The organism is Streptomyces sp. NPDC126510, assembly GCF_040302345.1.
GTDB lineage: Bacteria > Actinomycetota > Actinomycetes > Streptomycetales > Streptomycetaceae > Streptomyces.
The window spans coordinates 1-13,676 of the sequence record NZ_JBEORR010000019.1; the positions used below are offsets into that span (position 1 = coordinate 1).

A 13,676-nucleotide genomic window follows, 5' to 3' on the forward strand; every position below is an offset into this window, starting at 1 on the left:
CCCCTCCCCGCCGCTCTTCCGATCGTGGGGGGGGGGGGTGGCGCGGGGGCGGGGGGGGGCCGCGTGGGGCCCGGGGGGGCCGGCCGGCTGGGGGGGCCGTGCGCCCGGCCACGGGCGCACGGGGCGGGGTGCGCCGGCGCCGGGCGCGGTGAGCGTGCCACGGGTGCCGGGGGCTCCGGGGGTGCCGCCTTCACGGAGCAGCGTGAACAGTTCGTCCGCGGCGGGGCGGGACTTCTGGTGCTTCTCCAGGCAGACGCGGATGAAGGGGAGCAACTCGTCGGGGACGCCGGTCAGGTCCGGTTCGCCCTCGACGACGCGCAGGGCCGTCTCGTACGGGCTCGGGCTGTCGAAGGGGCCGCGGCAGGTGGCGGCGAAGGTGAGGACCGAGCCGAGGGAGAACATGTCGGCGGCGGGGCCGACGTCCCGCGGGGCGGCGAACTGCTCCGGGGACATGAAGGGCGGGGTGCCCATGACGCGGCCGGTCTGGGTGAGGGCGTCGGAGGCGGCGAACTCGGCGGCGCGGGAGATGCCGAAGTCGATGACGCGCGGGCCGTCCTCGGCGAGCATCACGTTGGCCGGCTTCAGGTCGCGGTGGACCACTCCGGCGCGATGGATGTCGCGCAGCGCCTCGGCGAGGCCGGCGGCGAGACCGCGCAGGCGGGGCAGCGGAAGCGGGCCGTGCTCGCGGACGTGGGTGCCGAGGTCCGCACCCGGTATGTAGAGCGTGGCCATCCAGGGGTACGTGGCGTCGGCGTCCGCGTCCACGACGGGGGCCGTGAAGGCTCCGCTGACCCGGCGGGCGGCGGCCACCTCACGGCGGAAACGGGCGCGGAACTCGTCGTCGTCGGCGTACTGACTGTGCACGACCTTGATCGCGAGGCGGCGGCCGGAAGCCGAGCGGGCCAGGTAGACCACGCCCATGCCGCCGGAGCCGAGACGGTCCTCGATCCGGTAGCCGCCCACCTCCGCCGGGTCGGAATCGCGCAGCGTCATCCCCGTACGTTCCCCCCGTCACGCACCGTCCTGTGGTCGGGGCGAGCGTAACCGCCCGTGCCGGAGGCGCGTGGCGCAGGGCTCGGGAGGGTTCGCCGTCCCGGTCATCAGAAGCTGATGGAGTTGATCGTCTCCGCTATCGAGTTGAGGAACCGCTGGATGTCGTCGGCCATGCCGGTCGAGGCGAGGAAGAAGCCGAAGAGGACCGCCACGATGGCGGGACCGGCCTTGATGGATCCGCCTCTCAGCAACACCACAAGGATGATCGCCAACAGCAGCACCACAGACAGTGAAATGGCCACAACTGATCACACCCTCGGTCGGTCCGCTCTCCCGGCCCGGGGACGCGACCGCGCACCCCGCCAGAACCATCGTGCCACCAACACGGCCGGGCTATGCGGGTGCTGACACATCGACCACACCCGTGTCGCCCGCTCGGGAGTGAGCCGCCCGCGCGTGGGGACCCGACTCCGAGCAGTCGCACGGCAATTCGACGAGCCACCCGCGCAGGGAATTCGGCCGGTTCGTTTCCATCTCCACACAACGCGTTCGCAGCTAATTCGAATTGTTGCCACAGGACCATCAACCCCCTTGCGGGGCACGCCCCGAAGAGGGACGGAAGTGGACATTCCACTGGAGTCGCCTGCTGGTCTTATGCGCCGCTTAGTCCGGAAGTATCCGGATAAGCAGGGCCGGAGCAGTGCACACAATCCGCCACTGGGCGATGTGTTGGCCATCACGCCGACAGTGACGTCAACTACCCGTAATCCGGGGTACTCGCAGCGAATAGCCAGGAATGACGTCCGGCGTTTTACGAATACCTGCGGGGAACGCTAGGGTGCCTCAGATGTTCCACGCTGCCTCGTCCCCCGCACGCGCAGCGAGGTCCCGGATCGTCTCCCCGAGCTCCTGGTGGGAGGGTCTGTGACGAACTCGCTGCGACCGAACGGCGACCGCAGGGCGCCACTTCCCCCGGCACAGTCGCCGGCCGACGGAGTGCCGAGCCCCCGCTCGCCGCAGAGCACGCAGAAGAAGCAGAACGGCAAGCAACGCGACGCGTTCTTCGACAACGCCAAGTACCTCGCGATCGTGCTGGTCGCCATGGGCCACGCCTGGGAGCCGCTCAAGGGCGACAGCCGGATACTCGAGGCCGCCTACCAGCTCGTCTACGCGTTCCACATGCCGGCGTTCATCCTCATCTCCGGCTATTTCTCGCGCAGTTTCGACATGCGGCCCGACCGGCTGAAGCGCCTGATCACCGGCGTGGCCGTGCCGTACATCATCTTCGAGACGGCCTATCCGCTCTTCAAGCGGGTCATCGACAACGACCCGCATCAGGAGATCAGCCTCCTCGACCCCTGGTACCTGACCTGGTTCCTGGTCGCGCTGTTCATCTGGCGCCTGACCACCCCCATCTGGAACCTGGTGCGCTGGCCGCTGCCGCTCGCGCTGGGTCTCGCCATGCTGGCGACCGTCACCCCCGAGATCGGCGACGACCTGGACCTGCAGCGCGTCCTGCAGTTCCTGCCGTTCTTCGTGCTGGGCCTGATCATGAAGCCCGAGCACTTCCACATGGTGCGCCGCCGTTCGGTGCGTATCGCGTCGGTGCCGGTCTTCGCCGCCGCCCTGGCCTTCAGCTGGTGGGCGGTGCCGCGCATGAACACCGCGTGGTTCTACCACCGTGACGCCGCACAGGAGCTGGGCGCCCCGTGGTGGACCGGCCCGGTCATGGTGCTCGCCATGTTCGGCTGCTCCCTGGTGCTGACCGCCTGCTTCTTCGCCTGGGTGCCGCGCCGCCACATGTGGTTCACCGCCCTCGGCGCCGGCACGCTCTACGGCTACCTGCTGCACGGCTTCCTGGTGAAGGCCGGCGACTACCAGGGCTGGTTCGAGGCGTCCTGGCTGCACCACCCGGCCGGTGAGATCCTCGTGACCGTCCTCGCGGCCGCCGTCGTGACGGTGCTGTGCACCAAGCCGGTGCAGCGCGTCTTCCGGTTCGCGATGGAGCCGAAGATGGACTGGGCCTTCAAGCGGGACCCGGCCGAGCAGGCCCGCGAACGCCAGAGCGCCGAACGGCGCGAGCGCGAGCGCGAGAAGGTCAACGCCTGACCTGCGAGGCAGCGTTATCCGACGAGACCGAGAAGGGCGCGCATCCGTGCGTACTTCTCGGTCAGTCGTTTGCGGGTCGCCGAGTCCAGCACTCCGAGTCGCACCGGGTCCGCGTTGTGCGCCAGGTCCGACTCCTTCACCAGCAGCGCTCCGGGCGTGGCGAGGATCCGCGCGGCGTACGCCTCCGGCGGCTCCCCCGCCCTCTTCGTGACCGCGAGGACGATGTCCTTCGTACGGCTGCTCAGGGCGGCCTCGCGCAGCCACTGCGCGGAGAGTGCGTCGTCCTCGACGGCGTCGTGCAGCCAGGCCGCCGCGATCTGTTCCTCGTCGCCGCCCCGTGCCCGTACGCCCTCCGCCACGGCCTGGAGGTGTTCCGCGTAGGGCCGTCCCGCTTTGTCGGTCTGGCCGGTGTGCGCGGCGCGGGCGGTGGCCTCGACCTGGGCCAGGGTCATACGGGTCGTCTCGCTCACCGCTCCAGTGTCTCAGCGGTTCGCGGCGGCCGTCGGGCCCTCGCGGCAGATCAGCAGCAGGGCCCGGTCGTCGTTGACGTCCTTGGCCACGGCCTCGATGAGATGCCAGGCGGCACCCTGGAAGCCGCCGGCCACATAGCGGTCGGCCTCGCCGGTGAGGCGGTCGATCCCCTCGACGATGTCGCGGTCGGCGGTCTCCACGAGGCCGTCCGTGAACAGCATCAGGACGTCCCCGGCCCGCAGGGAACCCTTCACCGGGTCGAACTGGGCGCCGTCGTACACCCCGAGGAGCGGGCCCTCGGCGGCCTTCTCCTCCCAGCGGCCGGTGCCGGCGCTGAGCTGGAGGCCCGGCGGGTGGCCCGCGGAGTAGAGCTCGTAGTCGCCGGAGTCCAGGTCGAGGACCAGGTGGATGGAGGTGGCGAAGCCCTCGTCCCAGTCCTGGCGGAGCAGGTAGCCGTTCGCGGCGGGCAGGAAGGCGTGCGGCGGGAGGGAGCCGAGCAGGCCGCCGAACGCGCCCGACAGCAGCAGGGCGCGGGAGCCCGCGTCCATGCCCTTGCCGGACACGTCGGTGAGGACGACCTCCAGCGTACGGCCGCCGTTGGTACGCGCCGCCACCACGAAGTCGCCCGAGAAGGACTGGCCGCCCGCCGGGCGCAGTGCCATCTCCCGGTGCCAGCCGTCCGGCAGGTCGGGCAGCTTGCTCTGCACCCGGATGCGTTCGCGCAGGTCGAAGAGCATGGTGCCGCCGCGCCGCCAGGGAACGCCGACCCGGCTGCGGAACTGGGCCAGCAGCAGCCCGAAGAAGCCGCAGGCCGCGACCACGAGCACGACGCCCGGGGTGACCCTCGACGGGCCCTCCGTGTACGGGCCGAGCCGCACCGACTCCACGATCAGTGCCGTGGCCGCCGCCGCGTACAGGCCGAGCAGGCTGGCGGGCCGCAGCAGCAGACCGCCCACGACGACGGGCAGCACCAGAGCGGCCGGTGAGAACCACACCGAGTTCCCCAGCGTGGCCGCCGCGATCAGCGGGACGGTCAGGAGCAGACCGGCCAGGGCGATCCAGTCCGAGCCGTTGCCGCGGAAGTAGTCCACGGCGGCCCGGCGCACGCCGACGCGGACCCGGTGCCACTGTTTCTTCAACCGGGCCGTGAACGTCTCGGCTTCCGCGCGCCGCTCTCGTCCTGATGCCATTAGTTCGGGACCCTATCCATCGGACCAGCCCCTTGGCACGGGAGGTCCTACTTGTCCCCCGTCCGAGGGCCGACATCACAGTGAACTTCACCGTGTTCCGCCCCACCGCCGCCCGGCAGAAATTGCCTCGCCCGCCCCGCATCGCCCTGGTAGGCATGGCTCATGGCAACTGACGCGAACGGCCTTTCGCCCGGTCTGCGGGTCCTGCGGCAGGACGATTGGGACAAGTGGTACGGCACCCTGGTCCGGGGCTTCGGAGGGGTGCCGGAGGCCGCCGAGGAGCGGGAGTTGTGGCGCTCGCTGACCGAGTGCGACCGTTCCCTCGGCATCTGGGACGGGGACGAGTGTGTGGGGACGGCCGGGGCGTTCAGCTTCCGGCTGACCGTGCCCGGCGGCGCGTCACTGCCTGTGGCGGGCGTCACGATGGTCAGCGTGGCCGCCACGCACCGCCGGCGCGGCCTGCTGACGTCGATGATGCGGCGGCAGCTGGACGATGTGCGTGCGTGGGGTGAGCCGCTGGCCGTGCTCACGGCGTCCGAGCCGGCGATCTACGGGCGGTTCGGCTACGGCAACGCGGCCCTGTCGCTGGCCGCCGAGATGGACACGACCCGGGTGGCACTGTCGGTGCCGGACGGTACGGACGACGTACGGGTGCGGTACGCGGTGCCGGCCGATGTGCTCGACGTGTGCGAGGCGTTGTACGCCCGGCTGGTTCCGCAGCGGCCCGGGATGCTGGCCCGGCGGCCCGGCTGGGAACGGCTTGGGGTGCTCGATCCGGAGAGCGAGCGGGCGGGGGCGTCGCCCCTGCAGTGCGTGCTCGCCGAGCGGGACGGGGAGACGGTCGGGTACGCGCGGTTCCGGGTCAAGCCCAAATGGGAGCTGTCCGGGTCCGACGGCAACGTGATCGTCGAGGACTTGGCGGCGCTGGACCCGGCGGCGGACGCGGCGCTGTGGCGTTTCCTGTTCGGGATCGACCTGACCTCGAAGGTGACCGTGCGGTCGCGTCCGGTGGACGACGCCTGGCAGTACCTGGTGTCCGACCAGCGACGGTGTCACCCGCGGTTCCAGGACTCGCTGTACGTGCGGCCGGTGGAGGTGGGCGCCGCACTGGAGGCGCGGACGTATCAGACTCCCGTGGATGTGGTGTTCGAGGTGGAGGACGCGTTCTGCCCCTGGAACGCGGGGCGTTGGCGGCTGACCGGGGACCCGAAGGGGGCGTCCTGCGAGCGTACGGCGGATGCGGCGGATGTCGCCCTGTCCGTACGGGAGTTGGGCGCGGCGTACCTCGGGGGTGTGTCGCTGGCCTCGCTGGCGGCGGCGGGTCGGGTGCGGGAGGTCCGGCGGGGGGCGCTGGCGGAGGCGTCGCTCGGGTTCGGGACGGCGGTGCCGCCGTGGCTGCCGCACGGGTTCTGACGGACGCCCGTCCGTTTCAGGGGCGTTGGCAGGCGGGGCACCAGAAGAGGTTGCGGGCGGCGAGGCCGGCGGTGCGGATCTCGCCGCCGCAGATGTGGCAGGGCAGATCGGCCCTGCGGTAGACGTACACCTCGCCTCCGTGGTCGTCCACGCGCGGTGGGCGGCCCATCGCCTCCGGGGTGTGTTCGGGGCGGACGGTGTCGATGCGGTTGTTGCGGACGCCCTCGTGCATGAGGTCGACGAGGTCGGTCCAGATGGCGTGCCACTCGGCGGGGGTGATGTCCTTGCCCGCGCGGTACGGGTCGATGCGGTGCCGGAAGAGGACCTCCGCGCGGTAGACGTTGCCGACGCCGGCGACGACCTTCTGGTCCATGAGGAGGGCGGCGATCGTCGTACGGCTGCGGGTGATGCGGCGGTAGGCGGTGTCCGGGTCGGCGTCGTCGCGGAGGGGGTCGGGGCCGAGGCGGTCGTGTATCGCCTGCTTCTCCGGGGGCGTGATGAGGGCGCAGGTGGTGGGGCCCCGGAGGTCTACGTAGGCGGTGTCGTTCGCCAGGCGGAGGCGGACGGTGCCGGTGGGGGGCGGCTCGGGGGCCGGGCCGAAGGTGACCTTGCCGAACAGGCCGAGGTGGATGTGGATCCAGTCGGTGTCGCGGAAGCCGAGGAAGAGGTGCTTGCCGTGGGCTTCCGTGCGGGTGAGTTCGGTGCCGGTGAGGAGGGTGGCGGCGGGGGTGAATCTGCCCTGGGGGCTGGTGGTGCGGGGGTTTGTGCCGAGGAAGGCGGCGGCGTAGTCCTGGGCGAGGCGGTGGATGGTGTGGCCTTCCGGCACGGTTCTCCCTTGGATCGTTGCCGTTGCCCGCCGGGCCTACGGTCGTCAGACGGCTGAGGTCGCGGGGCTCCGCCCCGGGCCCCGGGTTTTGCCCGCCCGCCCGCCCGACACGGTTCCTCAGGAGGCCGAGGCCACGGGGCTCCGCCCCGGACCCCAGCGTTTCCCGCCCACCCACCCGACACGGTTTCCCAGGAGGCTGGAGTCACGAGGCTCCGCCCCGGGCCCCGGCGGGGACTGCGTCCCCTGCACCCCTCGGGGGCTTCGCCTTCACCCCCCGGGAGGTTCGCCCCACTCCCGCGGGAACTTCGGCTCACCCCCGGGAGCGTCGCCCACCCCCTCAGGGACTTCGGCTCACTCCCGGGAGCTTCGCCCGCCCCCTCAGGGACTTCGGCTCACTCCCGGGAGCTTCGCCCGCCCCCTCAGGGACTTCGGCTCACTCCCGGGAGCGTCGCCCACCCCCTCAGGGACTTCGGCTCACTCCCGGGAGCGTCGCCCACCCCCTCAGGGACTTCGGCTCACCCCCGGGAGCGTCGCCCACCCCCTCAGGGACTTCGGCTCACTCCCCCCGGGAGCTTCGCCCGCCCCCCAGGGGCGCCCGTCCGGCCGCTCCGGGCCGGAGCGCAGGGGCCGGCGGATTACTGCTGCGGGTGATGGGGCGGGATCGGGGGAAGGTCGCCGGTCGTTTCGTAGGACGACAGCATGTCGATCCGGCGGATGTGGCGTTCGTCACCGGAGAACGGAGTGGCGAGGAAGGTCTCCACGAACTTCGTGGCCTCGTCCTGCGAGTGCATGCGCGCGCCCACCGCGACGACGTTCGCGTTGTTGTGCTGGCGGCCCAGGGACGCCGTCTCCTCGCTCCAGGCGAGGGCCGCGCGGACGCCCTTGACCTTGTTCGCGGCGATCTGCTCGCCGTTGCCCGAGCCGCCGATGACGACGCCGAGGGCGTCGGGGTCCGCTGCCGTGCGCTCCGCCGCGCGGAGGCAGAAGGGCGGGTAGTCGTCCTGGGCGTCGTAGATGTGCGGGCCGCAGTCGACGGGGTCGTGACCCGCCGCCTTCAGCCACTCGACGAGGTGGTTCTTGAGTTCGTAGCCCGCATGGTCCGAGCCGAGGTACACGCGCATGGGACGAGTGTGACACGGGTGTTTCGGGGAAGGCGCGCGGGGTGGCGCTCACAAAAACCCGAGGCGAGCGTGAGCCCCATTACGGAACCTCAGGAAAACCTCAAGTAACAATCTGGATTCAAAGGTTCTCCTATTCGTTCGCCTCCGATTCACTGGACCGGCTCGTACACCGCTCGTGCGAGCCCCCCGTACACCGCCATGCCGCGAAACACCCCGTTCGTGCGGCTCACGCGGTTCCGTACGGAAGTACAGCTCCCCGGCGCAAAGGAAATCCGTTCCATGACCTCGCAGCCGACTCTGAACAAGACCGGAAACGACCCCGGAGGCCCCGGAGAACCCGGAGCCGAGGGCTCCGGGCTGCAGGCCGGGCTCAAGAACCGGCATCTGTCGATGATCGCCATCGGCGGTGTCATCGGCGCCGGCCTCTTCGTGGGCTCCAGCTCCGGTATCGCCACCGCCGGGCCCGGCATCCTCCTGTCGTACGCCCTCGTCGGCACGCTCGTGGTGCTGGTGATGCGGATGCTCGGTGAGATGTCGGCCGCCAACCCCACCTCGGGTTCCTTCTCCGCGCACGCCGACCGGGCCCTCGGGTCCTGGGCCGGTTTCTCCATCGGCTGGCTGTACTGGTTCTTCTGGGTCGTCGTGCTGGCGGTCGAGGCGACCGCCGGTGCGGTGATCCTGGAGGGCTGGATACCGGCCGTGCCCCAGTGGGGCTGGGCCCTGATCGTGATGCTGGTGCTGACCGCCACCAACCTGGTGTCCGTCGGTTCCTACGGCGAGTTCGAGTTCTGGTTCGCGGGCATCAAGGTCGTCGCGATCGCCGCGTTCATCGTCATCGGCGGGCTGGCCGTGTTCGGACTGCTGCCCGGCGTGGACAGCGACCAGGCCGGAGTGAGCAACCTGACCGCGCACGGCGGCTTCCTGCCCAACGGGGCCGGCGCCATCCTCACCGGTGTGCTGCTCGTCGTCTTCTCCTTCATGGGCAGCGAGATCGCCACCCTGGCCGCCGGTGAGTCCGAGAACCCGCGGCAGGCCGTCACGAAGGCCACCAACAGCATCATCTGGCGTGTCGCCGTCTTCTACCTCGGCTCGATCGCCGTCGTCGTGTGCCTGCTGCCGTGGGACAGCAAGGCCATCACCAAGGACGGCTCCTACGTCGCCGCGCTCGACTCCCTCGGCATCGCGCACGCCGGTCAGATCATGAACTTCATCGTGCTGACCTCGGTGCTGTCCTGTCTGAACTCCGGCCTCTACACCGCCTCCCGCATGGCCTTCTCCCTCGGCCAGCGCGGTGACGCGCCGAAGGCCTTCGCCCGCACGACCTCCAACGGCGTGCCGCGCACGGCGATCCTCGCGTCGGTCGCCTTCGGCTTCGTGGCCGTGTTCTTCAACTACAAGTTCCCGGACTCCGTCTTCCTCTTCCTCGTGAACTCCAGCGGCGCGGTCGCCCTGTTCGTGTGGCTGGTGATCTGCTTCTCACAGCTGCGCATGCGGAAGATCATCAAGGCCGAGGCGCCCGAGAAGCTCGTCGTGAAGATGTGGCTGTACCCGTACCTGACCTGGGCGACTGCCGCGCTGATCGTGTTCATCCTGGGTTACATGCTCACCGACACCGAGCACGACGGGCGTCAGACCATCCTGCTGTCGCTGCTCGTCGCGGCGGTGGTGCTCGTCATCGCCTTCGTGAAGAAGGGGGTGCGCGGAGGGCGTCCGGCCGCCGACGCCCCGCAGGTGCAGGGTGAGGAGCGGAACGAGGTGTCGGCCGGCTGATCCTTCAGCCGCTCGCCGTTCTTCGTGAGCGGGGGCCTGTGGTGCGTGCTGCTGTGGCGCGCCGCAGGCCCCCGCTTCGTCTGCACACGCTTGCCCGAGGCTGCCTAGAGCACCGTGAAACTGTCCCTGACCTTCTCGTAGGTGGCGAGTGCCTCCTGCTCGGTCCCGGCCTCGTACCACGTGTTGACCTGGTACGACTTGCCGGTCTCGTTGAAGCCGAGCAGGCGGGCGTGCCAGTGGACGCCTTTCAGCGTGAACGTGTACTCCCAGACCACCGCCGGGTGGCCGCGGAACGTCGTCTCCTCCAGGCGGATCTTGCGGTAGTCCTGGCCCTGGTGGGCGTTGGCTTCCGAGGTCTGCCAGGTCTGCAGCAGGTCGCCGCGGGCCAGGGAGGACTTGCCGACCAGCTCCTGGGAGCCGTCCGGGGAGGTGTAGTGCACCTCCGCGCCCGTCTTCACGTCCCGCCGCCAGCCGTCGGGTGTCGCCCAGGCGAAACCACCGGCCTCCCGGTGCGTGCCGGGCGGCAGGTTCTGCGGCCTGGCGGTGCCCTCGACGGTGGGCGAGGGGGTACCCCCGGTGGTGGCTCCGGTGGTGTCCCCGGTCGTGGCTCCGGTGGTGTCCGGGGTGGGCGCCGAGGAGCCCGCGCGGGGAGCCCCGTCGTTGTCGCCGGGGGAGCCGGATGACGTCGCCAGCAGGATCGCCGCGACGGTGCCGACGGTGGCGAGGGCGGTCGCCGTGGCGGTGAGCGCCGTGCGGCGACGGTGCCGGGGGTGTGGGCGGGGACGGGGAGTGGCCGGGGCGGCCGGCCCGGGGAGCTCGCCCGGCGGCATGGGCAGGGGTGTGGCGTGGGGGCGGCACTCGGTCTCCGCCTGTGCGCGGGTGAGCGAGACGGGGGCCTGAGAACTCGCGGACGTCTTCGTGGGTGCGGGGCGGGGGCGCGGCTCCCGGCGCGGTGCGGACTTCTCCCCCACCGAGGACTCCGGCCCCCGACGCAGCGCCGGCTCCGCGCCCGCCACGGGCCCCGACCCCTGGCCCGGCGCGGCCCCCTCACCCGCCGCAGAGCGCGACTCCGGCTCCCGCCCCCGCTCCGAGTCCCCCGGCCCCGGCCCCGGCCCCACCGCCACCGTGGGTGTGGGAGCCGGGAACGCCACCGGCTCCAGTGCCGTCCGCAGAGCCTCCAGGTCGGGACGGGCCGACGGTTCCTTGGCCAGCAGGGACGTCAGGATGTCCCGCAACGGGCCTGCGCCGGCGGGGAGTTCCGGCTCCTCGTACAGGACCGCGTGCAGGGTCGCCAGTGTGGTGTCGCGGGAGAACGGGGAGCGGCCGCCCAGGGCAGCGCAGAGCGTCGCACCGAGGGACCAGATGTCGGACGGTGGGCCCTGGGGGCGGCCGGAGATACGCTCGGGGGCCATGTAGTCGGGCGAGCCGACCAGCATGCCGACCATGGTGAGCGCCTTGGCGTCCTGGATCGCCGCGATGCCGAAGTCCGTGAGGACGACGCGCCGTCCGGGGCCGGAACCGCTGCCGTGGCCACGTTCGGATCCGGCCACGCCGTCCGCGTGCTCCACGAGGACGTTGCCGGGCTTGATGTCGCGGTGCAGTACGCCTCGTTCGTGCACCCGCCGCAGCGCGGCGACCAGACCGAGTCCGATGCGGGCCGTCTCGCCGGGGCTCAGCGGGCCCGTCTCCGCGAGGATCCGTTCGAGGGAACGGCCCGCCACCAACTCCATGACGATCCACAGGCGTTCGCCCTCGTCGACCACGTCGTAGACCCGTACGACGTTGGGGTGGTCGATCCGGGCCGTCGCCCTGGCCTCGCGCAGGGTGCGTTCACGGCGGGTCCTGCTGTCCTCCGCGTCGAGTCCGTCGATCCGCATTTCCTTGACGGCGACCAGCCGGTCGAGTATTTCGTCGACGGCTCGCCACACCCGCCCCATTCCCCCCTGGCCGATACTCTCGACCAACCGATAACGTCCCGCCACCAATACCCCTGGGACACCACCGCTGTTCACATTCCCCGGCAATTCGCTGCACCCCCTCCACGACGCCGTGACCGTCTCCAGTGAAACACAACGGTCACACTTCGTGCCGTACCAGGATAGTGCGGGGAAATCTTGTGGTACCTCTTTCAGTGCTGCGAATTCAGGCGCAGCCCAGGGGGACGCAAGGGGGGACGAACATGAGTTCTCGTCGTTCGACAGCGGTCACGGGATCGCTGGTCATGGCATCTTTCTCGGCGGTGATGATCCTTTCCGGAACAGCCGGCGCGGAGGACGATGGACCCGCGAGCAGCAAGGGGGGAAAGGTGGTTGACGCCGCCCCGGCAGGGGTGAAGCCGACCACGTCACTGCCCGCAAAGATCTCGGTCGACAACAGTTCCGAAAAAACGGCGATTACCGCCACGGTGAAGAACGAGGGGAGCAAGGACAGCGGGAAGATCAGGCTGTTGGTCGTCGGTTTCGACGGGCTTGTCGTCAAGGGTGTCGAGGGCTGTTCAGCGATACCCGAGAAGGCACTTCCGGAAGGTTCGAACAGCGGATTCGCATGCCCGATCGACAATCTCACGGCCGGTAAGTCGAAGTCGTTCGCCGTCGACGCGACGTTCGACCTCGGCAAGACCGGGAAGATCTGCCTGCCCGTGCAGACGAGCGACGGGAAGAAGACGTTCTGGCAGCAGGGCCCGGTGCCGTTCGGCACGAGCAACCCGTCGCCCGACGCCCCCGCCACGCCCCTGCTGCTCGGCACCGACAACGAGCCGGCGGGGCCGGGCGGGAAGGAGCTGCCGAAGACCGGTCCGGCCCGCGATCTGCTGCCGCTGGGCGCGACCGGCGCGTCGCTGCTCGCGGCGGGCGTGGCCGGAATGTGGTGGTCGCAACGGCGGCGGCCGGGGGCTCAGGAGGGCTGAATCCGACGGCTGTTGGGCGAGCACATACGCCGGGAGGCCCGCCGGGGGCATCGTGCCCCCGGCGGGCCTCCCGGCAACGCCTACGGCGTCGGCGCTCGGCAACGCCTGCGGTGTCAGCGCTTGTGCGCGAACTTCCACGCCGTCGGCAGGGCGCCCATGGCCAGGACCGCCTTCAGCGCGTCGCCGATGAGGAACGGCGTGAGGCCGGCCGCGATCGCGGCGGTGGCGGACATGCCGGTGGCGAGGGCCAGGTAGGGCACACCGATGGCGTAGATGATCGCCTCGCCCACCAGCATCGCGCCGGCCGTGCGCAGCACCGAGCGGTCGGCGCCGCGGCGAGCCAGGGCGCCGACGACGGTGGAGGCGAGGATCATGCCGAGGATGTAGCCGAAGGAGGGGGCGACACCGGAGGTGGCGCCGGCGAACCACGGCACACCGGCGATGCCGGCCAGGGCGTACAGCGCGAGCGCGAGGAAGCCGCGGCCGGCGCCGAGGGACGTGCCGACGAGCAGCGCGGCGAAGGTCTGGCCGGTCACCGGCACCGGGGAGCCCGGCACGGGCACGGAGATCTGGGCGGCGAGGCCGGTGAGCGCGGCGCCGCCGAGCACGAGGGCCGCGTCCCGGACTCGGGAGGCAGGGAGCAGGTCGGCGAGGACCTGTCCGGTGCGAGCGGGTGTGGCGGCAGCGGTGCTCATGGGGACTCCGCGAGGGTGAGGGCCGGTCGGGACACCGTGACGCTATCCCAGCACCCTCGTCCCGATCACCGTCAGCGCTCGACAAAGGCGTGGACCGGCCGTTGGTCGGCTTCGAACAAAGGATGCGGGTTACAGCGAGTCAGGCGTGATGCCCGTCACGGTGATGGGGTGCCGTGCGACACG

The 13,676-nt window shown here is 71.0% G+C and carries 12 protein-coding genes; 4 read left to right on the forward strand and 8 right to left on the reverse strand.

Going from position 1 to position 13,676, the window contains the following annotated elements; translation table 11 throughout:
• The coding region (locus ABTX60_RS25450) for a serine/threonine-protein kinase (protein WP_352099318.1) at positions 1-993 on the reverse strand (993 nt) is incomplete at its 3' end.
• A 107-nt stretch (positions 994-1,100) separates the two neighbouring features.
• Positions 1,101-1,295, reverse strand: coding sequence for a hypothetical protein (locus tag ABTX60_RS25455; protein ID WP_003990237.1), 195 nt, complete (start codon positions 1,293-1,295; stop codon positions 1,101-1,103).
• Positions 1,296-1,989: 694 nt separating this feature from the next.
• Here ABTX60_RS25455 and ABTX60_RS25460 point away from each other — a divergent pair.
• Positions 1,990-3,102 carry an acyltransferase family protein gene (locus ABTX60_RS25460; RefSeq protein ID WP_502992392.1) on the forward strand — a complete coding sequence of 371 codons (1,113 nt, stop codon included), beginning with the start codon at positions 1,990-1,992 and terminating at the stop codon, positions 3,100-3,102.
• Between the two features lie 14 nt (positions 3,103-3,116).
• On the opposite strand, the gene ABTX60_RS25465 is transcribed toward ABTX60_RS25460, so the two are convergent.
• Together ABTX60_RS25465 and ABTX60_RS25470 are read right to left on the reverse strand one after the other, a co-directional pair.
• Positions 3,117-3,554 carry an HD domain-containing protein gene (locus ABTX60_RS25465; RefSeq protein ID WP_352099446.1) on the reverse strand — a complete coding sequence of 146 codons (438 nt, stop codon included), beginning with the start codon at positions 3,552-3,554 and terminating at the stop codon, positions 3,117-3,119.
• A 30-nt stretch (positions 3,555-3,584) separates the two neighbouring features.
• Entirely contained in the window at positions 3,585-4,763 is a 1,179-nt protein-coding gene (locus ABTX60_RS25470) for a SpoIIE family protein phosphatase (RefSeq protein ID WP_352099320.1), read from the reverse strand.
• Positions 4,764-4,925: 162 nt separating this feature from the next.
• Here ABTX60_RS25470 and ABTX60_RS25475 point away from each other — a divergent pair, with 162 nt between their 5' ends.
• Complete coding sequence (locus ABTX60_RS25475) at positions 4,926-6,176, forward strand: GNAT family N-acetyltransferase (RefSeq protein WP_352099321.1); 1,251 nt, start codon at positions 4,926-4,928, stop codon at positions 6,174-6,176.
• Between the two features lie 16 nt (positions 6,177-6,192).
• Here ABTX60_RS25475 and ABTX60_RS25480 read toward each other — a convergent pair whose 3' ends face one another.
• Together ABTX60_RS25480 and ABTX60_RS25485 are read right to left on the reverse strand one after the other, a co-directional pair.
• Positions 6,193-7,002, reverse strand: a complete 810-nt coding sequence (locus tag ABTX60_RS25480) for an Fpg/Nei family DNA glycosylase (protein ID WP_352099322.1) — start codon at positions 7,000-7,002, stop codon at positions 6,193-6,195.
• A 635-nt stretch (positions 7,003-7,637) separates the two neighbouring features.
• Positions 7,638-8,123 carry a ribose-5-phosphate isomerase gene (locus tag ABTX60_RS25485; RefSeq protein WP_352099323.1) on the reverse strand — a complete coding sequence of 162 codons (486 nt, stop codon included), beginning with the start codon at positions 8,121-8,123 and terminating at the stop codon, positions 7,638-7,640.
• A gap of 279 nt (positions 8,124-8,402) precedes the next feature.
• Between ABTX60_RS25485 and ABTX60_RS25490 the strand changes: the two genes are divergently transcribed.
• Positions 8,403-9,893 (forward strand): amino acid permease, encoded by a 1,491-nt coding sequence (locus ABTX60_RS25490; protein ID WP_352099324.1) that lies wholly within the window; start codon positions 8,403-8,405, stop codon positions 9,891-9,893.
• Positions 9,894-9,997: 104 nt separating this feature from the next.
• Here the strand turns inward: ABTX60_RS25490 and ABTX60_RS25495 are convergent, their stop codons facing one another.
• Positions 9,998-11,905, reverse strand: a complete 1,908-nt coding sequence (locus tag ABTX60_RS25495) for a serine/threonine-protein kinase (RefSeq protein ID WP_502992393.1) — start codon at positions 11,903-11,905, stop codon at positions 9,998-10,000.
• Positions 11,906-12,072: 167 nt separating this feature from the next.
• Here ABTX60_RS25495 and ABTX60_RS25500 point away from each other — a divergent pair, with 167 nt between their 5' ends.
• Positions 12,073-12,798 (forward strand): hypothetical protein, encoded by a 726-nt coding sequence (locus ABTX60_RS25500; protein ID WP_352099447.1) that lies wholly within the window; start codon positions 12,073-12,075, stop codon positions 12,796-12,798.
• A 113-nt stretch (positions 12,799-12,911) separates the two neighbouring features.
• Here the strand turns inward: ABTX60_RS25500 and ABTX60_RS25505 are convergent, their stop codons facing one another.
• Entirely contained in the window at positions 12,912-13,493 is a 582-nt protein-coding gene (locus ABTX60_RS25505; RefSeq protein WP_352099326.1) for a biotin transporter BioY, read from the reverse strand.
• Positions 13,494-13,676 lie beyond the last annotated feature (183 nt).